This window comes from Mesorhizobium sp. STM 4661 (assembly GCF_000359125.1).
Lineage (GTDB): Bacteria > Pseudomonadota > Alphaproteobacteria > Rhizobiales > Rhizobiaceae > Mesorhizobium.
Genome location: NZ_CAAF010000045.1, coordinates 25,987 through 49,415, shown reverse-complemented (window position 1 = coordinate 49,415; position 23,429 = coordinate 25,987). Strand labels below are relative to the sequence as shown.

Genomic DNA, 23,429 nt, shown 5'->3' with positions numbered 1-23,429 from the left:
TTAACGCTTCGATGTCCCTGTGCTGCCGCTTGCCGCGGCCAGATGGAAAAGGTGACCACCATGCCGCAATCGGCCGAAAAAGTTCTCGACCATGCTCCCCTGTTCCGCGAGCCGGAATACAGACAAATGCTTGCCGAGAAGAAGCTCAATTTCGAATGTCCGCACCCTGATCAGATCGTCACCGACCAACGCGAATTGACCAAGACTTGGGAATACCGCGAAAAGAACCTCGCTCGCGAGGCGCTTGTCATAAACCCCGCCAAGGCCTGCCAGCCGCTCGGCGCGGTGTTCGCGGCCGCGGGCTTCGAGAAGACCATGTCGTTCGTTCACGGTAGCCAGGGCTGCGTTGCCTACTACCGCTCGCATCTGTCGCGACATTTCAAGGAGCCTTCGTCAGCGGTTTCCTCCTCGATGACCGAGGACGCGGCAGTGTTTGGCGGCCTCAAGAACATGGTCGACGGGCTCGCCAATACCTACAAGCTCTACGACCCCAAGATGATCGCCGTCTCGACCACCTGCATGGCCGAGGTCATTGGCGACGACTTGCGGAGCTTCATAGAGAACGCCAAGAACGAAGGCTCGGTCCCGTGCGACTTCGACGTGCCTTTCGCTCATACGCCTGCCTTCGTCGGCAGCCATGTCGATGGCTACGACGGCATGGTGAAGGGCGTGCTGGAGCATTTCTGGAAGGGCAGCGAGCGCTCGCAAGCCGCTGGGACCATCAACATCATTCCAGGCTTCGACGGATTCTGCGTCGGAAACAACCGGGAACTCAAGCGCCTCCTCGACCTGATGGGTGTCACCTATACCGTCATTCAGGACTCCTCTGACCAGTTCGACACGCCGTCGGACGGCGAATACCGCATGTATGACGGTGGCACCAAGATCGAAGACGTGAAAGGGGCACTCAACGCGGAGGCGACACTGTCGCTGCAGCATTACAACACCCGCAAGACGCTGGAATATTGCAACGAGGTCGGGCAAGCGACGGCATCCTTCCACTATCCGCTGGGTGTCCAGGCGACCGACGAATTCCTGATGAAGATCTCGGCGATTTCCGGCCAGGAGATCCCCGAGACAATCCGGGTGGAGCGCGGCCGACTGGTTGATGCGATGGCGGACAGCCAGTCATGGCTGCACGGCAAGAAGTACGCAATCTATGGGGATCCGGACTTCGTCTACGCCATGGCCCGCTTCGTCATGGAGACCGGCGGCGAGCCGACACATTGCCTCGCGACCAACGGCACATCGGCCTGGGAGGCCCAGATGAAGGAATTGCTTGCATCCTCGTCCTTTGGCCAGGATGCCCAGATCTGGGCGGGCAAGGATCTCTGGGCGATGCGTTCGCTGCTGTTTACAGAGCCGGTGGACCTGCTGATCGGCAATTCCTATGGCAAGTATCTGGAGCGCGACACCGGCACGCCGCTGATCCGGCTGATGTTTCCAATCTTCGACCGGCACCATCACCATCGCTTTCCCCTCATGGGGTACCAGGGTGGATTACGCGTGCTGACGACGATCCTCGACAAGATATTCGACAAGCTCGATCGCGAGACGAGCGAAACGGGCGTGACGGACTATTCCTATGACCTCACCCGCTAAGCCCGTGCCGGCTTTTCGCCGAGGCCGTCCATTGCCCAATGAACTTCGGAGACTGACGCAATGACCTCGCTCAGTGCCAAGATCCAGGACGTTTTCGACGAACCCGCATGCGATAACAACCGCGGCAAGGATGCCAAAGCGCGCAAGCAGGGCTGCTCGAAGCCGCTGACCCCCGGGGCGGCAGCCGGCGGCTGCGCCTTTGACGGCGCCAAGATCGTCCTGCAGCCAATCACCGACGTTGCGCACCTGGTCCATGCGCCGCTCGCCTGCGAGGGCAATTCCTGGGACAACAGAGGCGCAGCTTCGTCCGGGCCAACCCTGTGGCGGACAAGCTTCACAACCGACCTAACCGAACTCGACGTCGTGATGGGGCAGGGCGAGCGGAAGCTGTTCAGGGCGATCCGCGAGATCAAGGATACATATGCGCCGCCGGCAGTCTTCGTCTATTCGACCTGCGTGACGGCGCTGATCGGCGACGACATCGAGGCCGTGTGCAAACGCGCGGCCGAAAAATTCGGCTTGGCCGTGGTGCCGATCAATGCGCCGGGCTTGGCCGGCTCCAAGAACCTCGGCAACAAACTTGCCGCCGAAGCGTTGCTCGATCATGTCATCGGCACGGTGGAACCCGACGACGCCGGGCCCTACGACATCAACATCCTTGGCGAATTCAACCTCTCCGGCGAATTCTGGCTGGTGAAGCCGCTGCTTGATCGGCTCGGCATCCGGGTGCGCGCCTGCATTCCGGGCGATGCGCGTTACATCGACGTTGCATCCGCGCACCGCGCCCAGGCGGCTATGTTGGTGTGCTCGAGCGCACTGATCAATCTGGCCCGCAAGATGGCGGGGCGCTGGGACATCCCGTTCTTCGAGGGCTCCTTCTACGGCATAACCGATACCTCAGAGGCACTTCGCAACATTGCTGAGCTGCTGGTGAGGAAGGGCGCCGATGCGGAGATCCTCGAGCGCACAGACACGCTGATCGCTGAGCAGGAGGCGATTGCGTGGAAGAAACTCGAGGCCTACCGCCAGCGGCTTCAAGGCAAGCGCGTGCTGCTCAATACGGGCGGTGTGAAGTCCTGGTCAGTCGTCCACGCGCTGATGGAGGTCGGCATGGAGATCGTCGGCACCTCGGTCAAGAAATCCACCGTCGAAGACAAGGAGCGGATCAAACGGATCCTCAAGGACGAAAACCACATGTTCGAGCAGATGGCAGCGCGCGATCTTTACGCCATGCTCTCAAAACACAAGGCCGACATCATGCTGTCGGGCGGGCGCACGCAATTCATCGCGCTGAAGGCCAAGACGCCCTGGCTCGATATCAACCAGGAGCGCCAACATCCTTATGCCGGCTATGACGGCATGGTGGAACTTGTCCGGCAGATCGACCTCGCCATTCATAACCCGATCTGGGACCAGGTGCGGGAGCCGGCGCCGTGGGATCGCCAGCCTGCCGGGCAGGACGATCTGGCGAGCACGAAGAACGGGACCGCGACTGTGAACGTCTTCAATGAATTCGCCGGCGCGACGGCTCACCGCTTCGGCAACCGTTGAGGAAATCCGATGGTCCGCATCCTTCGCAAAATCAAATCAGCGGCGGTCAACCCGCTGAAGTCGTCGCAGCCGCTGGGTGCCGCCTTCGCTTTTCTTGGAGTCGAGGGTGCGATGCCCCTGTTCCATGGCAGCCAAGGCTGCACCAGCTTCGCGCTCGTGCTCTTCGTGCGGCATTTCAAGGAAGCGATCCCCTTGCAGACAACGGCGATGGATGAGGTGGCAACCATACTCGGCGGAGCGGACCATCTGGAAGAGGCGATCCTCAACCTCAAAACCCGCACGAAGCCAAAGCTGATAGGAGTGTGCACGACCGCGCTGGTGGAGACCCGTGGCGAAGACTGCGCGAGTGATATCGCCAACGTCAAGCTGAAGCATGCGGAAGAGCTCACGGGTACGGAGGTTGTGCTGGCCAACACGCCTGATTTCGGCGGCGCTATCGAAGAAGGCTGGGCCAAGGCTGTCGCGGCGATGATCGAAGGGATTACACGGTCGGGCGCACGGACCCGGCAGCCGAAGAAGATCGCGATCCTGCCCGGATGCAACCTCACTGTCGCTGACGTCGAGCATTTGCGTGACATGGTTGAAAGTTTCGGGCTCAATCCGGTTATCCTGCCGGACGTCTCCGGCTCACTCGACGGCACGGTTCCTGACCGCTGGGTAACCACTACCTATGGCGGCACCAGCGTCGAGGAAATCCGCGAGCTTGGCACGGCCGTGCAATGCATCGTCATCGGCGAGCACATGCGCCACCCGGCGAAAACGCTGCACGGGTTGACCGGCGTGCCTTACGCGGTGTTCCAGTCGCTGACCGGATTAATGGCCGTCGACCGGTTCGTCTCGCTGCTATCGGCGGTTTCGGGCGCGGCGGTGCCGGCCCGGGTTCGCCGTCACCGAGCGCAATTGGAGGATGCATTGCTCGACGGACATTTCCATTTCGGAGGCAAGAAAATTGCGATCGCTGCTGAACCAGACCAACTCTATCAACTCGCAACCTTCTTCACCGGCATGGGCTGTGACATCGCGGCGGCGGTCACGACGACCGATATGTCGAAGATTCTGCAAAAAGTACCGGCGGAGTGGGTTCAGATCGGCGATCTCGGCGATTTGGAAGCTCTTGCAGCGGGCGCGGATCTTCTCGTAACACATTCCCACGGTCGCCAGGCGTCGCGACGCCTTGGCATTCCGCTCATGCGCGTCGGCTTCCCGATCTTCGACCGGCTCGGCAGCCAGCACAAGCTCAGGATCCTCTATCGGGGGACCCGCGACCTGATCTTCGATGTTGCCAACATCTTCCAGGCCAACCAGCACGCGCCGACGCCTGAGGCGCTTGATCCATTCCGGAAACGAGAAATGCCAGATGAGCTCCGTTCGTCGCCTCTCACTCGTCACTGACGAGGATCACGCACCGATGCCGGACCGACAAGTGGGCGCATTGCGCGTAGCCATCGCCACGCAAGACATGAAGAATCTCAATGCCCATTTCGGGTCGGCTAAGCGCTTTGCTGTCTACGACGTGACGCGCGAGGAGTGGCATCTCGTGGAAGCCGTGGCCTTCGATGACGTTTCCGATGAGAGCGGGAAGCGTCGAACCGGCGATGACCGCATCACGCCGAAGGTGGAGGCGCTGAAGGGCTGCCATCTGCTGTTTTGTCTGGCCATCGGCGGGCCTTCGGCAGCCAAGCTTGTTTCGGCAAAAATCCATCCAATCAAGGTGCCGCAGCCACAAACCATCCAAGAGGTACTGTTGCGCACGCAGACGATGCTGAGGACATGTCCTCCGCCCTGGCTGCGCAAGGTGCTGGCCGAAGCTGGTGTCGCCGAAAAGAAACCCTCCTTCGAGGATGAGGACTGAAACAAGGAAAGAGCAAAATGTTTGAAGTCGCGATCAGCCCTGCTGTCAACGATGACGAGGCGGCCCTTGCCAGCCCGTTCGTCAAGTGCCTCGTGCGGCTGATCCTTGCTCAAGATTCCCACGGGTCGTGGGACGGCAAAGCGGACGCCGAGTTGCTGGCCGACTTCATCGTCAGCAAGGAACGGCGTCGTACGATCCCAATCATCGGCGATCCCGATCCGGACGTGCTGTGGAGGCTCGATAAGTTTTACACTGCCGTCGCCCTTGCGATCGAGGAGCGCTCCGGCCTGATGGCATCGCCGATGATCGAAATGAGCCATGAGGGGTTCGGGCGCGTGCTTTTCACCGCCGGGCGGCTGGTCGTTTTGTCCAAGACCGTGCGCGACGTCCATCGGTTCGGCTTCGAGACGTTCTGCAAACTCGCCGCCGCCGGTACGAAACTGGTCGACGATGCCATCGCAGCCATCGACGCCTATCCCGAGGTGGCACGGGCATGAAACCAATTTTCGAGCAAGAGGACCATGTCAGGCCTTGAGGAGCCGCGATGGCCAGCCCACGCGGCCGACGCGGTCGAGGCCAATGTGGTTCTCGGGGTAGCGCTGATGAAGCCACGCGTCCTGATCTGTTCGCAAGATGCGGAGTTCTATCTGTTCCTCAGCCACATACTGGAGGTGGACGGCTTCGTCAGTGAGCCGGCAGGCGGCGCCAAGGAAGCACTTGCAAAGGCCGACGATCGCGACTTCCAGGCCGTGGTGCTGGACTGCGGTCCAACGAGCCTTACCGGGTCCGCAATCTGCGCCCGGCTCAAGCGAGAGCCCCGGACCGGCGGCGTGCCCATCATTGCCCTGATCGCGCCCGGCGCCGAGAACCAGCACCTTGATCTGTTGAAGGCCGGCATTGACGAGAGCTTTGTGCGGCCAATGGCGCCGGCCAAGCTGCTCGATTATCTGCGGACGAGGCTGGCGCTGCCGAAGCCGGGTTCAAGCGGGATTGAAAACGACAGCTGGCTTTCCTATGGCAGCCTTGAGATGAAGCTCGATGCCCACCGGGTTTGCGGCAATGGGCATGACATCCATCTCGGACCGATCGAGTTCAACGTGCTGCGGCATTTGCTGGAGGCTCCCGGCAAGGTCTTCAGCAGGGACGAGCTGATCGGGGGGGCCTGGCCGGCCAATATCCATGTCGGTGTACGCACAGTCGATGTCCATATCAGTCGGCTCAGAAAGGCGCTGGAGACGGCCTCGACCGATATCGTCATCCGTACCGTCAGGTCGGCCGGCTACTCGCTCGAGAAGCTGGACGGCTGAATCGAGTGCCGGGTGTGGTTCCACTCCCTTTCCTCGCGCTGTGAGCCGGTCTCGCGGCCTGAAACGCCCTCAACGGATACTCAGGAAGAAACAGGAAAATGGGCTTTAAAACGGTACTCTGTTTGACCGGCGCTGACCATTCCGATCAGGACGTCAGAACTGCTGCCGGCTTGTGTGCGGAAATCGGCGCGCACCTTTCCGTACTGATTATACCCGCTCCGATGCTCCTTATGTCGCATCGGCGGATCGGAGATGGTGTCCCAGAGTGGCCGGTAGCACGTGGACAGGCAATTGCCAGATTGAACGATCGGTTTCGGCAAATCGATCGATTTACACAGAACGCGGTCAGACTGGAAAAACGCTCCAGAGATGTTCAGAAACTGCTGGAATCTATGTCGCTCGCCTATGACGTTGACACCGACTATTACGATCCGGCCAGCCTCGGTGAAGTGGCACGACAGCGGGCGCTCTGCGCCGACCTCACGATCATCGGACCGGGGCTCCTCAACGACGAGAATCTCGGACCTCCTGTGGTCAACGGCTGCTTGTTCGATACGGGAAAGCCGGTGCTCGTTGTGCCGAAGGGGGCTGAGGCGACGCTGTGGCCACGGCGCGTCCTGGTCGGTTGGGATTCGCGAGTCGAGGCGTCCCGTGCGGTTCGAGAAGCGCTGGGCCTCCTATGCGTTGCTGAGGAAGTTCGTGTCGCCCTGGTCGATCCGAAGGCCAACTACAACGGGAACGGCGCGGAGCCTGGAGCCGACATCGCTGCCTATCTCACTCGGCACGGTGCTCGGGTGTCGGTTGACCTCCTGCCAAGTGCCGGCAAATCGGCGGCCACGGTGCTTGCGCAGCACGCAATCGACATTTCTGCGGACATGATCGTCATGGGCGCCTATGGCAGCCGTCGGCTGCGTGAGCGGCTCTTTGGCGGTGTGACCAGATGGATCTTTGAAAAGCCGACATTGCCGCTGTTTTTGGCTCGATGACGGTTCCGGACCCGCACCGATACTGTTCAAAGCTCTACTGTGACGCCTGCATTCATACGTAGATGGGCTCCATCGAAATAATCGATCTTACGAAGAGTAACGAACATGAAAAGCATTGCTCGGGAGGCGACGCCCGCCGGAAATCTCTCCAGTCATGCACAAGGCGGAGGTGGAACGGCCAGAGCGTGACCAGTGTCAGCCTCGACAATGGCGACAGGCTGGAAGTCGGCATCGTCGTCAACTCGGCTGCCATGGCGGGGCTGGTGTTGCCGGTCGAGCCGCGCAAGCGCAACGTCTTCGTCTTCGAGGCGCGCGACAATATTCTGATATGCCGCTGCTGGTCGATCCCTCCGGCATCTATGTCCGGCCGGAAGGCTCGGTCTATCTCACTGGCGGCGCCGAACCGGAAGAAGGCGACGGCCCGGCCGACCCCACCGATTTCGAGGTAGACTGGCCGCTGTTCGAAGAGGTGATCTGGCCGGTGCTGGCGACCCGCATTCCCGCCTTCGAGGCGATCAAGCCGACACGCGCCTGAGCCGGCCATTACGACTACAACACGCTCGACCAGAACGCGGTGATCGGCCCGCATCCGCAGGTTAAGAATTTCCTCTTCGCCAATGGTTTTTCCGGCCACGGCCTGCAGCAGGCGCCGGCGGTCGGCAAGGCGCTGGCCGAGCTGATCGTGCACGGCGGCTACCGCACGGTGGACTGCTCGGCGTTTGGGTACAGCCGTGTCGCTGAAGGGCGGGCGTTCAGGGAATTGAATGTGATCTAACGGGAATTGAATGTGATCTAACGCTGGCGGGACAGCCCCCTCTCTGGCCTGCCGGCCATCTCCCCCGCAAGGGGGAGACCGGCAGCTTCCCTGGCGGCTCCAAACTTCTAGCCTTGGAGATTGGCGAAGGCAGCGATGACGGCCAATCTCCCCCCTTGCGGGCGCGGTCAGCGGGGTCCTTGCCTTTGGCGATGCATATCGTGGCTGGACCGGGTGAGGTGAGTCCGGCCTGTCTACCCAGCCTCTGCGCCCGCCCCGAAGCCGCTCGCCCGCTCAGCGCTATGAGGGCGCGCTCGCGAGCGGCTTCGCGAACCACGTGCAGGGACGCGACCCCAGTGAAGGCATACTCCAGCGTGGCTTCGCCAATTCCGTTTCGTTGGCCCCCCTCAAGCCGGTCTTCCAACCGAAGGCCGAACGCGCCAATTCGCCAGCCAACTCCATCAACGACTGTCTAAATCCGCAACCTGGGGCGGTTCGCTCGAGCTCGTTTGCTTGAGCACGGCACAGACGGGATCGCGAGTACGATGCCGCGGAATGGGAACGCACCCATGCTTGGGCACGAGGGCCCCGAGCCAACGCGCATCGCGCCAATCGGCGTCGTCACGTTCGAGATACATCACCGGTTGCTCGGCGCTTTTACGCTCGCATATGCGCCGGCACGCCGCTGGCGATCGATGACGCATCTGCCGACGAGGCTGCTCGTTCCACGAAAAAGCAATAAGCGCGAGATCAATGGGCAACCTCGTCGGGACCGAAAAGAGCGCTAAACCGGGTTACTAGATCAATCCAGGGTACCGCGTCGCCGCTCTCTGAAGCTATTCGAACGACCGCCGCCAGATAATCGGTAAAAGCCTTCAGTCTTATGGCGCCTTGCTCTGAGAGGTAGTCAATGGCGTCAAGCCGCTGGTGAACGGCAGCGAGCATATGTTGCACCAAAAGCAGGGAGGATGGGCAGGGGCAATCGCTCTTACTCGCGAGGCGCCTGCACTCGCTGCAAAGCGGCGGAATGTCCTCTAAGGCTAGGTCGCCGGAAAGACGTTGTATGAGATTGTCAGTGGCGTTCCACAAATTCGCTCGCATGCAGTACGGAGTGCAGCGTGACGCCATGTTGGGCTAGCAGCGCCGTAGCTCCCTCGTCACGGTCCACGAGGCAAGCAGCGTCACCCACAATGCCGCCGACGCGGCGAACCTCTTCAATCGCCTTCAATATCGACTTGCCGCTTGTGGCAACGTCGTCAACGATCAGGACCACTTTTCCCTCGAGATCTTCTTTAGGCCCAAGTCCTTCAATCACGTCCCTTGTGCCATGGGCCTTTGGAACTTTGCGAACGAAGATCGTGTTTATGGGTTTGTTCGTCATCGAGCTGACAGCCGCCATCGATCCGATTACGGGGACCGCTCCCATTTCAAGACCGCCGACGTACTCTGCTTTCACTTGCTCAGCTATTTTTAGGAATTCAAGAGCGGCAAGTTGCGCGCCTCGCGCCACCATCATGGTAGGCTTCATATTGAAATAGATGTCGCTCTCTATGCCCGACGAGAGCGTGTAGCGTCCGAATCGAAAAGAGCGCTCACGGACAATCTCGCGGAGTTCGTCCTTGTCGTGTTGGCCGGAATCAACTGGTCTGAATTTCGCCAGTGCCGCCATAGATCAGACCTCGCCCGTAGGGAAAAAATTGGCTGCGGCATGCACCTAGTCACTACCGCTATGTGGCTTATGCAAGTGTTCGCGGGGTGTGTCAATTAATGTCAATACCGGTGCGACCGTTTCGCGCAGATTTTTCCACTATCGTTATTGGGTGCCTAAAGCGTGATCACGGGCTTCGCCACGGCTGGGTAGCCTTGGCTCCCGGCCCTTGCCCAATCTCGGCTAGGCACGGGTTTTTTCGACGCGGGCCGTCTCTTTGAGGATTTGGGCGTTTCATCCTCGTCCCCTCGAGTTCCGCCACGCTCGGCCCCGTTTGCGCCAGCTTCTTAACCAGGTTGCGCATGAGGTGAGCGTTTCGGCCGCCATGTCGGCCCCGTGTCACTCTTGTGGTACGAGTGGGCAAGGCCGCGCTTTTCGTGCAACCTCCTCGTAAAGGCGAGGTAAAGGTCGAGTCGCCGAGAATTTCGTTCATCAGCACCGCGGCGCAACATTCGGCTCGCTTCGTCTGACGACGGTAAAAGCCAGCAGCAAAGTCCAAGGTAGGCCGTAGTCCACCTCCCCTGCAGGCCGAGTCTCGACGCGATATCGGCGACAGGGCGAGCGTCTGCCTCTGAGGCAGACGCCGAACAGCAGACCGAGCCTTACACTGATTTTGGTGGCATTGAGTTCGCCGACACCGTGACATGGAGCCTATCACGGGCGGGAAGTGCCTGGTGGCAGAACTCGACAAGCGGCGCTACGTTCTGGACGCCGGCGTTGCTGACCAGGACATCGAGGCGCCCGAAGGTTTCGATCGCCTGCATCAGCTGCTTTCCACCTGCACTCTCGCTGGCAACCATTTTCTGTCAACCGATCGATCCCGGACGCCGTTGTTGGACTTCGCTGTGATCAAGATCCGCGGACCACTCTTGCTCCCTCGCGGGCGAACCGCGCTATCCTTGCCGACCCCGCTCGCGGCTTCGGTGATCAGCGCCACCTTGTCGAGAAGCCGGCCACCGGCTCCCCATCGCGTTGGTTCAATGAGATATCACTGTAAAAGTTCATGGTTTCTTCCTTTCCGATGGCGAGGCTAGGCTTTCGCGAGATAGTCGTGGACGACCTTCCCGAGCGCGAGCGTGAGATCTGCGACGAGGTGTACGGCCGAGACTACTTCCAGCACCGGCAGTTCGGCGACGGGGGCAAGCGCATGCGACCAGAGGTTCAGGGCTGCCGGCCCGGTCCAGGCGCCCCTCAGATGGACGTCCTCTAGATGATATTCCACGAGCTCACAGATGCGCGGCGTGCCGTCGACATGCGGGATGATTTTGAGGAGGAAGTTCGGTTCAGCGAGCGAGGCCCTCACGCTCGCGAGGTCGGCGGCTCGGTGCTTGTAGCCCATGGTACCCGTCGCGACGCGGACCGGCCCGTAGTCCAGCGTGCCAACAAGGGTATCCGTCTCGGTTCGGAGCGTTGGGCTAGCGAGCTTCTTTGGAAAGCCCCACAACTCGCGTCCGCCCGCTATCGGCGGATGGTCGTCGAGAAACATGCAGTGGGTGTAGCTGCCCTTGCGGCCTCGGAAGGAGACCGGGATGACCTGCCCGCTTTCAGTGTAGTCGCCAAAGCCGGTCGAGTCCGGCATGCGAATGAACTCGAATTTGACCAGAGGCTCGCACACCTGAAGCGGCTCCGGCACAAGGTCGCGCAGTTTCTGCGGATCGGTGCGATATGTGATGATCAGATACTCCCGGTTGCCGAAGCGATATGGGCCGGCCGGGAAGGCCGGGCTGGTCAGGGGCATGGCGAATGCGCTCGCCCGGACGGTATCTTGGTGCATGTTTGAAATTCCTTTGTGCTGGATCAAGTGGGCTTAGATCGGTCTGCATGATGGCGGCGAGGCTCTCCGAGGTGCTGTCGCAGCCTCGTAAGGGATGCATGGCGTAATCGCGCGTAGCCATTTTGCGCTGGGCAATTGCCTTGGGGCGCGATCATTGGCGATGGTCGCGCACGCGGTTCCATGGCTCCGGTTGTGATCGAGGGAGGCAAGATTCGAGGTAAGGTGATTTTGTTCCTCATTTGAAGGCGCTGCTTCCCGTCTGCCCTCGTGGTAGGAGGAGGTGGAGTGGCGGCCAGGTCCGATTTCTCCTCGACGGGGTTTGCGGATCGACGCGCATGCGCCATGCCAAATGAGAAATCGTTCGAGGCTAGCAGGACAGACGGCCTCGGCGAGCCAGTCGAGAGAGAAGGTCTTCGCCTCACGCGGATCAGATACGAATTCCCGAGCACTGCGGTGATGTAGCAGGAAGGCCCGCGACGCCACCAAACCTCTGTCGCGAAAATATGGAGGTGACGCGGTATCCGCCGTCTAGCGAAACAGCTTACGCAGCATCCGGCAGCACGCACTCGACGGCCCGGCCTCATCGCCGGCTTCAGGAGAAAAGATCAGCTATGAGCCGGCAGGCAATCGCTGCACGCGGCGGTCAGGTCGTGTAGATCTTCCGCGCACACAGCCGGCGCCGGAATGATGCTAGATGATGAGCCGACGCCAACATTACCGCAGGGGAGACAGCCAAGCTGTCCTCTAGCGTCTGAAATGCATGTCCAAAAGCTGACAGCGACAAAAAACATGTCTGGTCCAAAACAACCGGCCGCCTTGGGCGTGAGGTTTCTCGAAGCCTACTCGTGCAGTTGCGCGGCTAAGCGCGCTGGCACGGCCTTTGCTAGAGATGCGGCAATATTGAGTCGGGGCTGACCGCATAAGAACGCGAGACGATTGATGGTCTGCTGCGCCATCTCGGCGGCGCGTTCGCTCAACGGTCACGGCTACACCCTTGGCAACGGCTGACGCGCGACTTTGCGGTTGCGCCGCCCTGCCGCGCCGATGCGCCCAAAGTTCGTTGATAGTCCGCTCGGCCGATTGAGGAAACCGGCTGTTGACTGCTGCCAAGGCGGAGATGGCTGGGCTCATTCGGACTGTCTTGACCGTCGGTGTCATGAAGCCAAAGACACCATACTGGACGTTATGCATGACCAAGACGAGTGGGAGTCACAACGAATGATTTTACCGGAACTGCGCTCTGCTATCCCAGCCGGCAGAGTTTTGGAGATAACGACGACCACAGGATGCATCGTGGGATGTTCATATTGTCCGCAGGACAAGTTCGCTGACCGGCAAAGAAAGGTATCTGATACGAAGCATCTTAGTCTTGGAGATTTCAAGCGCTGTCTGGCGCGCGTACCAGCCTCCGTCGACATTAGTTTTGCCGGGTATTCTGAGCCATGGCTCAATCCGGATTGCACCGAAATGGTCGAGCACGCTTCCGCCAAAGGCCACGGCATCAGGATTTTCACGACGCTTGTGGGAATGAAGGGGCAGGATCTACAACGCTTGCAGGCGCTGCGGTTGGGGGTATTCGTGGTTCATGTTTTTGATGATGGCGCCCACATGAATAGCCGCCTTGTCGGAGCCAAGTATCGCGATTTGGTTGGTCAACTCGTCGACGCCGACATCCCTTCGATCCGATTCGTGGTTTTGGGTGAGCCCCATCCCGATATCGCCGACATTATCCCTGCCCAAGCCCTAGTTCGCGCGCGACCGGTGAGCAGCAGGGGTGGAAGCGTAGACCCTAAGATTGTAGAACCACGGCAGCCAGTCGTCGGAGCGCTGATATGCGTGGACGAACGGCAGTATCGGAATGTACTCCTTCCAAACGGCGAGGTCACGCTCTGCTCCATGGATTTTGAGCGGCGTCACGTATTGGGCAACCTTCTATGCGACGAATATGGCGATCTCTTTAAAAGCCCAGTTTTTTGCGAAATCGTCGATCGCATGAATGGAGCGGCTGGTTTTCTGCTTTGCAGGATGTGTGAGTTTGCCGATCCAAACGATAGAACTGACTGACGCCGGCTGACCGCGGCGGGCCTGAAATGCCGACGTCCCTGAACGGCAAGATGCACATGCCCGCGAAGTCATCGTGTTTTCACGTCACGCTAACACGATCCCGTAGGCGCGGCAGTCAGCCCCGACCATTTCCGAGACGAACTCATCGAAAGTGGTCTTCGGCTTCCAATCGAGTTTTGTCGGCTGCCTTGGAGGCATCGCCGATCAGCAGGTCAACCTCGATTGGCCCGAAACAGCGTTTGTCGATCCGGATCAGCGCTTGATTACTCATGCGTTCACGGCCCACCTCGTCAACGCCTTCGCCCTCCCAGGCGATCTCCTTTTCGACTCGCCTGACGGCAAGCCCCGACAAAGGTGCGGACCGTGTGTGTCTCGCCGGTTGCCAGCACGAAATCGTCAGGTTGATGCTGCAAGATGCGCCACATGCCCTCGACATAGGCGCGGGCCGAGCCCCGGTCGCGCTTTGCTTCCAGGTTTCCGAGATAGAGACAGTCCCGTTTGCCGGCCATGATCGAGCCACCGCACGCGTCACCTTGCGCATGATGAAAGTTTCGCCGCGCGTCGGCCCTTCGTGATTGAACAGGATGCCATAGAGCCCGTATACCTCGCGGTAGTTCATGGTGATCCAGTAGCCGTAGAGCTTCGCCACCGCATAGGTCGAGCGTGGATAAAACGGAGTGCTCTCCTGCTGCGGGATGCCCTCGACCGAACCAAAGAGTTCGGAAGTTGACGCCTGGTAGAACCGCGTTTCTTTCTCGAGACGAAGAATGCGGATCGCTCGGCAGCAGCAGCGTGCCGAGCGTATCGGCATTGGCGGTGTATTCCCGGTCCCGAGGGAGACTGCACGTGGCTTTGCGCAGCCGGTGCAAGGTTTCGGCCTCAATGTCGGATACTCGACAGGATCGCAAACCTCCTTCCGTTGCTTTGCTCATGTTTTGCTCTGGCACGTTCGATGCATGGGACCCTCCCGAACGCAGCATCGGATGTCTTCTATGATCAAACCCACGGGAAAATGCTGTCGCCGCACTCATGACCGCGCCCTCGCTGGCCGCCAAGCAGGCCGAAGGTCGGCTCATCACGGTCGAGGCGGGCAACTGAGCCCAATTGCAATGAGGGATAGGCTGCGAAAGCATGTCACTGACCACGCGGGGGTCATCGAGGCGGGATTCTCGATGCCAGCCACGCGCAACATATCGCCGGCATGAGTGCCGATCTCATCACGGAGCCGGGATCCGCGGGCGTCACACCCCATACTACGAACGCGCGGACAAACTGTTGCAAGTCCTGCGGTGTCGACGATGCGTGCGGGAAGGGCAAGCCCAGCGGCCATGGCCGACATTCGCCGCATATAGCGCCTGATTGGGAGGCGTCAGCAGGAGCAGGACAACTGGATCTCTCTTGCATTGGGATCGGTGCTGGCCCGTCCAATTTGAGCCTTGCGTGTCAGATACACGAGCAAATCGGGCACGGGGCATTGTTCTTGGATCGGCAAGTTGACTTCCGCTGGCATCCAGGCAGCGCATTCGACTCTTCAGAACTCCAGGTCAGCCACGTCAAGGATCTGGTAACGCTGGTGAATCCGCGATCCGCCTACACTTTCATAAACTACCTGCACGAGAACGGGCGTCTGTACCACTTCCTGAATGCACAGTTCGATGCTGTGCTCAGGGCTGAGTTCGAGCAATACCTGAACTGGGCGTTCCGCAGGAACCCACTTGTGCGCGGCGGCGAGACCGTCCGCGAAATACGCTATGATGGCGAGTTTCGGGTGCGGACGGACGACGCGGTGCTTAGTGCCAGAGACCTGGTGGTCGGCATCGGCAAGCAAGCGTGGATTCCACCTCAATTTCAGGGCTGGATCGGACGCAACCTGTTCCATTCATCCGATTTGCTGCACATCCATCCTGAGGTGCGGCAAAAACATGTTTGCGTCGTTGGTGGAGGCCAGTCGGGAGCCGAGGTGCTGTTGCATTTGGTCGGTGGGCCAAGAGAACGGCGGCCTGCCTCGATCACCTGGGTCTCGCAGCGCGAAAACTACCTGCCCCTCGACAACAGCCCGTTCACAAACGAGTTGTTCATGCCCTGTTTTTCGGATCGTTTCGCGGCAATGAGCGAGCCGCAGCGCAAGCTGTTCCTGCGGCGTTTCGTGCTCGCCTCGGATGGTATTTCGGATCGCACTTTGCGCGCCGTCTACCAGGCGCTGTATCGCCACGAATTTCTTGAGCCAGACCTATGTGACATCGCACTGCGGCCGGGTTGCAACGTTTCGCGCTGCATCAACGCCGGCGCGGGTCACAACTTGACGCTGCAGCGCGGCTTGGGCGACGTCGAAGAAGTCACGGCCGACATCGTCATCCTGGCCACCGGTTACGAGAACGCCGTGCCAAGCTTTTTGGAACCGGTGGCGGATCGGCTGCAACAGACCGACAATGAGTTGGTCATCAACGCGGATTTTTCGGTGTGCTGGGACGGACCGCGTGACAGACGCATCTTCGTACAGAACGCCAATCCCGGGCAGCGCGGGCTGGCCGATCCGAACCTAAGCCTGCTGGCCTGGCGAGCTCGCCGCATTCTTGACAGCCTTCTACAGCGCGCGCCGTGCGCGAACCCTGAGCATCTTGGCTTTATCAGCCGTACCACCGTCGAGAGCTGGCCCGACCCGGTAGCCGAAGAAATGGGCAGCGGGATATGACTCAGCGACTACTGATCATCGGCGGTGGCATCCAAGGAATGATGTCCGCCTCCGCTGCGGCGCAGTCCGGAGCCCGCTCCGAACTCATCGTGACTGAACATGCCCTTGGACCTATGGGCGCATCGCTTAATTCTGCGGGCGAGAATTTGCCCCACGGTCGTCGAAACCGTACAAGGTCGCTCACTCGAAAGTGCCCAGTGGCCCTAGTGGCCATGGCTGCGTCGGCCGTTAGCGGAGGCCTCCCGCCCGTAGCGATGCGTGTGGTGGCTGGACCGGGTGAGGTAATTGATCGGGACCAGCTTAGGGAACCCGAGGACCCGGCTTGGCCTCGGATGGGCAGTCTAGCGCCGAACTTGTGCGGACAATACTCGTTTTTGGAGCATCGATGGACCCGATGCCAGCGACGTGCCTCCCTGATCGCCCGACCGGAACGGGAACTTGTCGCAAAAATTTTCGCGGCGCACGACTTGCGTTGCGTCTCTTATCGGGCAGTCGCACCATCAACAGCATGCTCGGCCGTGACTACTATGCAGACGTACCGGATCGATAGATCTTTACGGGCCTGGGCGATCTCTCCATTGAGGAGGGACAACAAAGCCTTGCAATCCACCCGGAGCGGAACGCACTTTGCGTCGCCGTCTGCATGCCGTGGAGTATCGTCTCCGTGGGCCCACACCCTGACGGCGCCCGACTGCCTCTAACCGGAATGTTTGACCAACCACTCTTTCCAACAGGAGGCTTTTCGCATGTTGACCGATGCACAAAGAGAAAAGTGGAAGAAAGACGGATACGTCAGGCTCGAGAGGTTCTTCGATCCCGCGACTCTGGAAGGTATTTCCAGATCTGTTGAAGACATATCACGCTGGGATGTCAGCGACGATAAATGGCTCATGTGGTTCGAGAAAACGACGGACAATCGGAAGATCATCTCCAAGGTCGAGAATTTTCTCGACTTCCATGACCCATTGCGTCGTCTCCTCCTAGAAGATCAGCGCATCAAGTCTGCGGTCGAGGATTTGCTTGGCGAAGATTCGCGCAGGCTCAAGGAATTGCTGATTTTCCACTATCCCGATACCGGCGGCTATCGCCCGCATCAGGACATTTATCACATTCCACACAGGCTGCCCGACCGGATGGTTCATGCGGTCGTTGCCATAGCCATTGACGACTCCGACCCGGACAACGGCGGCCTTTTCTTCAGTCCCGGCAACCACAAGAAGGGGGTATTTCCCATGGATGCCGGCGGGGTGATCGATCCTGAAGTTGCCGAAAGGTTTTCCTGGGAGCCCATAGTATGGAAGGCTGGAGACGTCTTCATCTTCGACGATTACGCACCGCACTACTCACAACCGAACAAAAGCAATCGTTCTCGGCGGACACTCTACTTGGTGTTCCAGCGTGCTTCAACCGGTGGACCGACCCGCGCTGAATATAACGTGCTTAAGCGCGCCCTTAATCCGCCAGAGGGCAAAGTGGCCGATCTCGACAACCTCAAGCCCCCAAACGGCATTTTCTATCGGGATTGAGCTCACGGAACCAGGCGAGGCTTGCACACGAAACTGATCGACCGCTAAAAAATGCGCGCAGAGCAGGACGTTCTGATTGCCGGCTACTGGACCCCGCCCGCAGTCCGTTACAACACTTCGGTATGTCGATTGTGCAGGTGTCGCCGGGGGTCTTCTGTAACGCCTAGAGCCCCACTGGTGCTCGTCGTCGCCCGCCTGGGCCCCAGAGCCGGATTATTCTGACGGAGCCGGCCAACGTGTCGGGCTACCGCCTCTCTTCGCAACTTGCAGCAGAGCCTGTTGCGTTGGCAGCCGAAGATACCACTGCTTCAACAGCTGAGGTTCGTCATGCGCAAATCCACGTTTTCTCGAACGGAGCTGTCGCGGGCGTTCGGCATCGACATGGCTACGCTTGGGACGGGAAGCGCGGGCACCGGGTTTTCATTTGGCAAGGTGGCACCAGGCGTCACATCCGAGCCCCATCGGCACGACGAAATCGAGGCCTTCGTGGTCCTGTCTGGAGCGGGCAAGGTCAGGACCGACCTTGGGGAAAGCTCGGTCGCAACCGGCGATGTCGTTCTGTTCCATCCTTTTGAAGCGCATGTGCTGCACAACGATGGGGTCGAAAACCTAAACTTCGTCGATGTCTACTGGCGCGACGGCAAGGCCGCCCTCGCAGCTGCTGCACAGGTCGCGATTCCCCGCGGGCCGATCTTCGTCTTCTCCACGCCGCCGACGCCTAATGGCGATCTGCATCTGGGGCATCTTTCTGGCCCTTATCTTGGCGCCGATGTCTACACGCGTTTCCTGCGCATGAAAGGGGTCGAAGCCTATCACCTGACTGGAAGCGACGATTGCCAGAGCTACGTGGCCACGCGAGCCGATGCCGAGCAATCGACGCCCGCAAAGGTGGCGCGCCACTACGCCCATGAGATTCGAGCCACGCTTGCGCTTCTCGACTGTGAGGTCCACAGCTTCCTCCCGACTTTGGGCGATAGCGCTTATGCAGAGTTTCAAGCCGCGTGTTTCGGTAGTCTTCTGAGCAGCACGGCGGTAGATCTGCGCCAGAGCCCTGCGCTCTTCGATGCTGTGACAGGCGACTACCTTTACGAGCCGGATATAAGCGGCCTCTGCCCCGATTGCGGCAGCTCCGCTGGTGGCAACATCTGCGAGGAATGCGGCGCACCGAACCTATGCCACGACCTAGATGCAGTCCGGTCGCGGCACTCGGCCGAGGCGCCGGTGGTCGGCTCCGTGCGCCGTCCCGAACTTGCGCTGGAACGGTGCTACGACAATATCGACCGGCATTTAAGGGCGTCGGGCGCCCCCGTTCGGATCATGGACCTCTTCGCGCGTCTACGCCAACGTGGCGACTTTTCCGTGCCCATCACCCACCCCTCGGACTGGGGCCTGCCAGCCGAGGGGCTCCCGGGGCAGGTGATCTGGGTCTGGCCAGAGATGGCGTTTGGTTTTCTTTACAACATCCAGGCGTTAGCTACATCGCTCGGTCGAGACTGGAATGCGGCCCTGCCCAGCAATGACTGGCAGATTGTCCATTTCTTCGGCTTCGATAATTCCTTCTATCACGCCCTGCTTTATCCGGCGCTTTATGCTGAGGTCTTCTCCCACTGGACCCCGTGCATCCGGTATCATGTGAACGAGTTCTACCTGCTCGACGGCCAGAAGTTCTCGACCAGCCGCGGTCATGCGGTCTGGGGCAAAGAGGTTCTGGGCCCAAAGACAGTCGATGTCGTCCGTCTTCATTTGGGCCTGACACGCCCGGAAGGTGAGCGAACGAACTTCACGCTGGACACGCTACGCCGCACCGAGAACGAGGTGTTCCGAGGGATCTGGCTGAATTGGCTTGATGCGCTGCACCGGGAAATCAAGCAGGACTTTGGCGGCTGTGTGCCCGATGCAGGCGACTGGGCTCCCGCCGATCGCGCTTTCTTTGCTCGGATAGAGATCCATCGCGCGGCGATGGAACGCGCCTATTCGGACGATGGCTTCTCGGTCCGGCGCGCGGCCGCGCAGGCCTGCGATTTTGTGAGCGATTGTGTAGTCTACCGACAGGCGCAAGACTATACAGCGGCGCGACGTCTCTATCCCGCCCGCACCCGGACTTCGCTCGCCCTTCAGACGACGGCCGCTGCGATCCTGGCGCAGACACTCGCACCGCTGATGCCCCGATTCGCCAGCACGCTGGCGCGAGCTATCGATGGCGTCTCGACCGAAACATGGCCCACGTCCGTCCGGCGCCTTGCGCCAGGAACGACCTTTGATCTCGGACCCGTGCTAGGCTTCTACACCAGAGCAGAGCTTCCTGTTCTCAATGAGGAGGAGGCATAATAGCCTATCGTGATTTCGACCAGATTTGGGCGGCAATCAAAGCCGAGGATGCCGAAGCTTTACTCGCTACCACTGGCTGCCCGAAGGCCACTCCCAGACCATAGGCACAAACACTGGCCGGGCTTAACCAACATATCGTCGAGACGCCGGCCCGCGCCCTGGAGGATCGCTCGGTTGACAGCTTTCGAGCGCTTGCCGTTCGTGCGCCAAATGCCGAGCGGGCTGCACTGCGCTGACCAACTTTTTCGGAATCGCGGAATTTCCGACCTGTAGCCAGCCGATCAAGAAGGTCATGCGGTTCGGGGCGCTGGGTCGGCCTAGCTATGCGCGCCCGCGCTTCGCCGGCGGCGAATGATGCTAGATGAGCCGACGCCAACATTACCGCAGGGCAGATAGCCAAGCGGATTCGCCCTCAAGCGTCTGACGCATGATGCGTGTCCAAAAGCTGACAGCGGCAGAAAACATGTCGGGTTCAAAACAACCGGCCGTCTTGGGCTTGTAAGGTTTCCAGGCGAAATCATGCATTTACTGCAGGCAACGCGCTGGCATGACGTTTGCTGGTTGAGATCGGCAATACTGAGTGAGGGCTGATCGCATGAGAACACGCAAGACTTTGATGGTCTCCTAACCGGTGTGTTCCGTTCTGAGAGAACCAGCTCGCGCATAAACGTCAGGAAAGGTGTGGGAATGGAGAACAACATGTTGCGTAGAGAGTCCCCGGCTCCTCTGATCAAAGTGGACGACTGGCTGCGTGGCTAACCTCTCACGAACTTTCAGCCCAGCAAGGTGTCGGGACGACAAGTGGAATGGAACCCTGATCAATTCGCCCATTTTCTGCGGCGCGCCCGCAGTAACTGTGTCCATGGAGCACAGGGTCGACGGTTTGCTCCAGGTCAGGGATCGGACCTTAGACTTCCAACCGAATAGCCGCGGCGGCGATATTCGACGCGAATTTGGCCCGTCGTTGAAGACGTCAGAGTCCAGGACCTGTTCAAGGTCGGCCACAGGGGCAGCATTTACGAGGAATCGGCGTGGCGAGGCCGGACGTCGGCTGCGTAAGCGAGCCCGAAGTCAGCGTAACCGAAAGCAGAAATCCTCCGTTGAGGACGAGACCTGAAATTGAGGAAACGAAATGTCTCACGCAGCGCTTGGCCCTGCCGTCAACAAGGATGGCGAGGCCCTTTCCCGCCCGTTCGTCAAATGCCTCCTGCGGCTGATCCGTGCTCAGGATTTTCACGGCTCATGCCAACGGAAATCGGACACCGGGCTGCTGGCCGATTTCATTATCACCGAGGAACTGCGCCGGAATATCCACTCATTGGCAATCCGGATCCGGACGTGCTGTGGAGGCTCGACATGTTTTAGACCGTAGCGGAGCTGGCGATCGAGGAGCGCTCAGGCGTGATGACATTGTCAACAACGGAAATCAAACGTCTGTCGAGACGTCTACCGGTTCGGCTTCGAGACTCTCCGGAAACTCGCGGATACCGGCGCGAAGCTGGTCGGCGATGCGACTACAGCTATTGCCTATCCCGAAGTGGCGCGGGCGTGAAGAAACCCATTTTCGAGGAAGGATCATGTCAAACCTGGATGAGATGGCGAAGAAAGTCCGAAAGCTTCAACTGCGTGCGGCAATTGCCAAGACGAACTTGCGCGACCTTGCCGAGGGTCTCCCGGTCAAATGGATTGAGATAGAGGAAGTCGCCGAGAAAACGCATGCCGTTTATGCCGAGTTGGATGGTGCCAGGAGAGAGCTTGCCAAAATGAAGACTTTGCGATGAGGAGCAAATTCATCAGCCGCGACGGCTCCATATGGGTGCCGGAATATCTGATCGCTATCGATGGCAAGATCTGTATCGGCTGCGGCCGCTGCTTCAAAGTCTGCTCGCGCGAGGTCATGCATCTTTACGGCGTCGATGACGCGGGCGAAATCCTCGGCGCCTGCGACGCCGATGACGACGATTTCGACGGTGAGCTCAATCGTATGATCATGGTTGTCGACCATGCCGGCCGCTGCATTGGCTGCGGAGCCTGCGGCCGCGTCTGCCCAAAGAACTGCCAGACTCATGTCACGGCCGACCAGATCGCAGCATGAGCTGCATGATTTGACGAGACAAATCAGGAGAACGCCATGCGCTTCATCATCTTTTGTCGGCTCCTCGGGCTAGTCCTGTGCGGCAACGCTGTGACGGTTTACTTCGCCTCGCATTCGTTCCGTCTAGCAGTCGTCACGACGCTGGGCTGTTCGCTACTTCTTCAGCTGGGCTATTTCGCAAGTGTCCTCTTTCTGATTTGGCGATCGAGCTGCGCTGGCAAAGCCGGGCAAGGGGCTGAGCTTTTCGATAGGTCCCAGGAAGTTCTGTACCAGTCGCGCGACGATGAGCATAGGAATGAAACTCAAGATGTGCCCCAGCGCAATCAAACGCTCGGCATATCGCTGCTCCTCCCTTGAGGCGCCGTAACAAGATCAGAGCTCAGATTCATCCCTTTGTTCAAGTTTGATTATTCAGGCCATGGTTCCCTGGTATGATCGAAGGCGACGGCATGCTCATCGTTCTAACGCCAGGGGAATGCAGTTTCGATTCTCCGGGCGGATTCGCCGACGACGGTCCTGTGTTTCGGCGTGCGATTTTGACACCTGAGGCGGGGAATCGGCGTCCAATTTTGACCCCCGGTTGGAGAGCGCCCTAGGGGTGGACACTGATCAGGCTGCGGTTTTGCCCGTCTGCCGGATGTGTTGATCCTCGCGATCATCTGCGCGACCGCATTCGCCGCGCCGTCTCTCGTGGCCGCGCCCTCTTGAATTGAAGGTACAGACAGTTTCCTCTTTTAAAAGCGACATCCGCCCTGTCCGTCAGCCGGAGAACAGTCGGAGCTAAAACCCGGTCACCACCAGTTCGCCAGGTCGAAATGGAGCGAACGACCTTGCGGGGGCGCTCGGGTTCAGGCGTAGGTCGATGCCGAGAGGCACGTTCGGCATTGTCCGATAACCGACAATGTCGGCTATGCAACGTAGAGGAAGCTGACTCTTGGGTGTTTTTTAAATGCTTTTTGGCTTGGCACGGTACATGCTCGTTATTGCGCAAAACGAACGGATTGAGTGGTCCCGCCGCCACGAAAGTCGCTAGCTTACGCCACCTCCCAAGGCGAACCCGGCCCGGCAGGGAACTCCGTCTCTGCCGGGCATGCCTTTGAGACGACTCGCGTTCAGAACAGCAGCAAGTTCACGTCAGCAACACCGACACAGATTACTAATCAGTTGCTGGATACCGCTAGGACCGACAC

General features: G+C 59.7%; 17 protein-coding genes and 3 pseudogenes. 16 read left to right on the top strand and 4 right to left on the bottom strand.

The window, feature by feature from the left end:
• Positions 1–60: 60 nt before the first annotated feature.
• The 8 genes and pseudogenes from nifK to MESS4_RS14005 form a co-directional block, all read left to right on the top strand.
• Positions 61–1,602 (top strand): nitrogenase molybdenum-iron protein subunit beta, encoded by a 1,542-nt coding sequence (gene nifK, locus MESS4_RS14040; protein ID WP_006331758.1) that lies wholly within the window; start codon positions 61–63, stop codon positions 1,600–1,602.
• A 60-nt stretch (positions 1,603–1,662) separates the two neighbouring features.
• On the top strand, positions 1,663–3,153 hold the full coding sequence (gene nifE, locus MESS4_RS14035) for a nitrogenase iron-molybdenum cofactor biosynthesis protein NifE (RefSeq protein WP_006331757.1): 1,491 nt from the start codon (positions 1,663–1,665) through the stop codon (positions 3,151–3,153).
• Between the two features lie 9 nt (positions 3,154–3,162).
• Positions 3,163–4,545 carry a nitrogenase iron-molybdenum cofactor biosynthesis protein NifN gene (gene nifN, locus MESS4_RS14030; RefSeq protein WP_006331756.1) on the top strand — a complete coding sequence of 461 codons (1,383 nt, stop codon included), beginning with the start codon at positions 3,163–3,165 and terminating at the stop codon, positions 4,543–4,545.
• The gene (gene nifX, locus MESS4_RS14025; RefSeq protein WP_036241259.1) at positions 4,511–5,005 is read left to right on the top strand and encodes a nitrogen fixation protein NifX; all 495 of its coding nucleotides are present in this window, start codon (positions 4,511–4,513) and stop codon (positions 5,003–5,005) included. The genes nifN and nifX overlap by 35 nt, the downstream gene beginning before the upstream one ends.
• 17 nt (positions 5,006–5,022) lie before the next feature.
• Positions 5,023–5,502 (top strand): NifX-associated nitrogen fixation protein, encoded by a 480-nt coding sequence (locus MESS4_RS14020; protein WP_006331754.1) that lies wholly within the window; start codon positions 5,023–5,025, stop codon positions 5,500–5,502.
• Between the two features lie 24 nt (positions 5,503–5,526).
• Positions 5,527–6,312, top strand: a complete 786-nt coding sequence (locus tag MESS4_RS14015; protein ID WP_006331753.1) for a response regulator transcription factor — start codon at positions 5,527–5,529, stop codon at positions 6,310–6,312.
• Positions 6,313–6,410: 98 nt separating this feature from the next.
• Positions 6,411–7,298, top strand: a complete 888-nt coding sequence (locus tag MESS4_RS14010) for a universal stress protein (protein ID WP_006331751.1) — start codon at positions 6,411–6,413, stop codon at positions 7,296–7,298.
• 185 nt (positions 7,299–7,483) lie between these two features.
• Positions 7,484–8,073, top strand: a pseudogene (locus MESS4_RS14005) (FAD-binding oxidoreductase); the annotation flags it as partial.
• Between the two features lie 1,051 nt (positions 8,074–9,124).
• On the opposite strand, the gene pyrE reads toward MESS4_RS14005, so the two are convergent.
• From pyrE to MESS4_RS13985, 3 genes are all read right to left on the bottom strand, one after another.
• A complete protein-coding gene (gene pyrE, locus MESS4_RS13995) occupies positions 9,125–9,721 on the bottom strand; it encodes an orotate phosphoribosyltransferase (protein ID WP_006331743.1) in 597 nt (198 codons plus the stop codon).
• Between the two features lie 641 nt (positions 9,722–10,362).
• Positions 10,363–10,524, bottom strand: coding sequence for a hypothetical protein (locus MESS4_RS13990; RefSeq protein WP_157385574.1), 162 nt, complete (start codon positions 10,522–10,524; stop codon positions 10,363–10,365).
• 266 nt (positions 10,525–10,790) lie between these two features.
• Positions 10,791–11,534 carry an acetoacetate decarboxylase gene (locus MESS4_RS13985; protein ID WP_006331740.1) on the bottom strand — a complete coding sequence of 248 codons (744 nt, stop codon included), beginning with the start codon at positions 11,532–11,534 and terminating at the stop codon, positions 10,791–10,793.
• A gap of 1,218 nt (positions 11,535–12,752) precedes the next feature.
• Between MESS4_RS13985 and MESS4_RS33475 the strand changes: the two genes are divergently transcribed.
• Positions 12,753–13,598: a radical SAM/SPASM domain-containing protein gene (locus MESS4_RS33475; RefSeq protein WP_036241273.1), complete on the top strand. Its 846-nt coding sequence runs from the start codon at positions 12,753–12,755 to the stop codon at positions 13,596–13,598.
• 84 nt (positions 13,599–13,682) lie between these two features.
• On the opposite strand, the pseudogene MESS4_RS33470 reads toward MESS4_RS33475, so the two are convergent.
• A pseudogene (locus tag MESS4_RS33470) lies at positions 13,683–14,422 on the bottom strand (GDP-mannose 4,6-dehydratase); the annotation flags it as partial.
• 563 nt (positions 14,423–14,985) lie between these two features.
• On the opposite strand from MESS4_RS33470, the gene MESS4_RS13970 reads away from it, so the two are divergent.
• The 7 genes and pseudogenes from MESS4_RS13970 (at position 14,986) to MESS4_RS13945 (ending at position 22,596) form a co-directional block, all read left to right on the top strand.
• Positions 14,986–16,290, top strand: a complete 1,305-nt coding sequence (locus MESS4_RS13970) for a lysine N(6)-hydroxylase/L-ornithine N(5)-oxygenase family protein (protein WP_036241272.1) — start codon at positions 14,986–14,988, stop codon at positions 16,288–16,290.
• A gap of 746 nt (positions 16,291–17,036) precedes the next feature.
• A complete protein-coding gene (locus MESS4_RS13965; protein ID WP_006331729.1) occupies positions 17,037–17,816 on the top strand; it encodes a phytanoyl-CoA dioxygenase family protein in 780 nt (259 codons plus the stop codon).
• Positions 17,817–18,095: 279 nt separating this feature from the next.
• Positions 18,096–20,144, top strand: coding sequence for a class I tRNA ligase family protein (locus tag MESS4_RS13960; RefSeq protein ID WP_244441135.1), 2,049 nt, complete (start codon positions 18,096–18,098; stop codon positions 20,142–20,144).
• A 1,132-nt stretch (positions 20,145–21,276) separates the two neighbouring features.
• A pseudogene (locus MESS4_RS32210) lies at positions 21,277–21,696 on the top strand (DUF269 domain-containing protein).
• Between the two features lie 25 nt (positions 21,697–21,721).
• On the top strand, positions 21,722–21,925 hold the full coding sequence (locus tag MESS4_RS13955) for a CCE_0567 family metalloprotein (RefSeq protein WP_027033222.1): 204 nt from the start codon (positions 21,722–21,724) through the stop codon (positions 21,923–21,925).
• Positions 21,922–22,239 (top strand): ferredoxin III, nif-specific, encoded by a 318-nt coding sequence (gene fdxB, locus MESS4_RS13950; RefSeq protein WP_036241256.1) that lies wholly within the window; start codon positions 21,922–21,924, stop codon positions 22,237–22,239. Before MESS4_RS13955 ends, fdxB begins: the two co-directional genes overlap by 4 nt.
• 36 nt (positions 22,240–22,275) lie before the next feature.
• Positions 22,276–22,596, top strand: coding sequence for an exopolysaccharide production repressor protein (locus tag MESS4_RS13945; RefSeq protein ID WP_006331720.1), 321 nt, complete (start codon positions 22,276–22,278; stop codon positions 22,594–22,596).
• The last annotated feature ends 833 nt before the right edge of the window (positions 22,597–23,429 follow it).

Bases quoted from the DNA above. Each gene is read 5' to 3' on its own strand.
- nifK (WP_006331758.1), top strand. From the start codon at position 61: ATGCCGCAATCGGCCGAAAAAGTTCTCGACCATGCTCCCCTGTTCCGC.
- nifE (WP_006331757.1), top strand. From the start codon at position 1,663: ATGACCTCGCTCAGTGCCAAGATCCAGGACGTTTTCGACGAACCCGCA.
- nifN (WP_006331756.1), top strand. From the start codon at position 3,163: ATGGTCCGCATCCTTCGCAAAATCAAATCAGCGGCGGTCAACCCGCTG.
- nifX (WP_036241259.1), top strand. From the start codon at position 4,511: ATGAGCTCCGTTCGTCGCCTCTCACTCGTCACTGACGAGGATCACGCA.
- MESS4_RS14020 (WP_006331754.1), top strand. From the start codon at position 5,023: ATGTTTGAAGTCGCGATCAGCCCTGCTGTCAACGATGACGAGGCGGCC.
- MESS4_RS14015 (WP_006331753.1), top strand. From the start codon at position 5,527: ATGTCAGGCCTTGAGGAGCCGCGATGGCCAGCCCACGCGGCCGACGCG.
- MESS4_RS14010 (WP_006331751.1), top strand. From the start codon at position 6,411: ATGGGCTTTAAAACGGTACTCTGTTTGACCGGCGCTGACCATTCCGAT.
- pyrE (WP_006331743.1), bottom strand. From the start codon at position 9,721: ATGGCGGCACTGGCGAAATTCAGACCAGTTGATTCCGGCCAACACGAC.
- MESS4_RS13990 (WP_157385574.1), bottom strand. From the start codon at position 10,524: ATGCAGGCGATCGAAACCTTCGGGCGCCTCGATGTCCTGGTCAGCAAC.
- MESS4_RS13985 (WP_006331740.1), bottom strand. From the start codon at position 11,534: ATGCACCAAGATACCGTCCGGGCGAGCGCATTCGCCATGCCCCTGACC.
- MESS4_RS33475 (WP_036241273.1), top strand. From the start codon at position 12,753: ATGATTTTACCGGAACTGCGCTCTGCTATCCCAGCCGGCAGAGTTTTG.
- MESS4_RS13965 (WP_006331729.1), top strand. From the start codon at position 17,037: ATGTTGACCGATGCACAAAGAGAAAAGTGGAAGAAAGACGGATACGTC.
- MESS4_RS13955 (WP_027033222.1), top strand. From the start codon at position 21,722: ATGTCAAACCTGGATGAGATGGCGAAGAAAGTCCGAAAGCTTCAACTG.
- fdxB (WP_036241256.1), top strand. From the start codon at position 21,922: ATGAGGAGCAAATTCATCAGCCGCGACGGCTCCATATGGGTGCCGGAA.
- MESS4_RS13945 (WP_006331720.1), top strand. From the start codon at position 22,276: ATGCGCTTCATCATCTTTTGTCGGCTCCTCGGGCTAGTCCTGTGCGGC.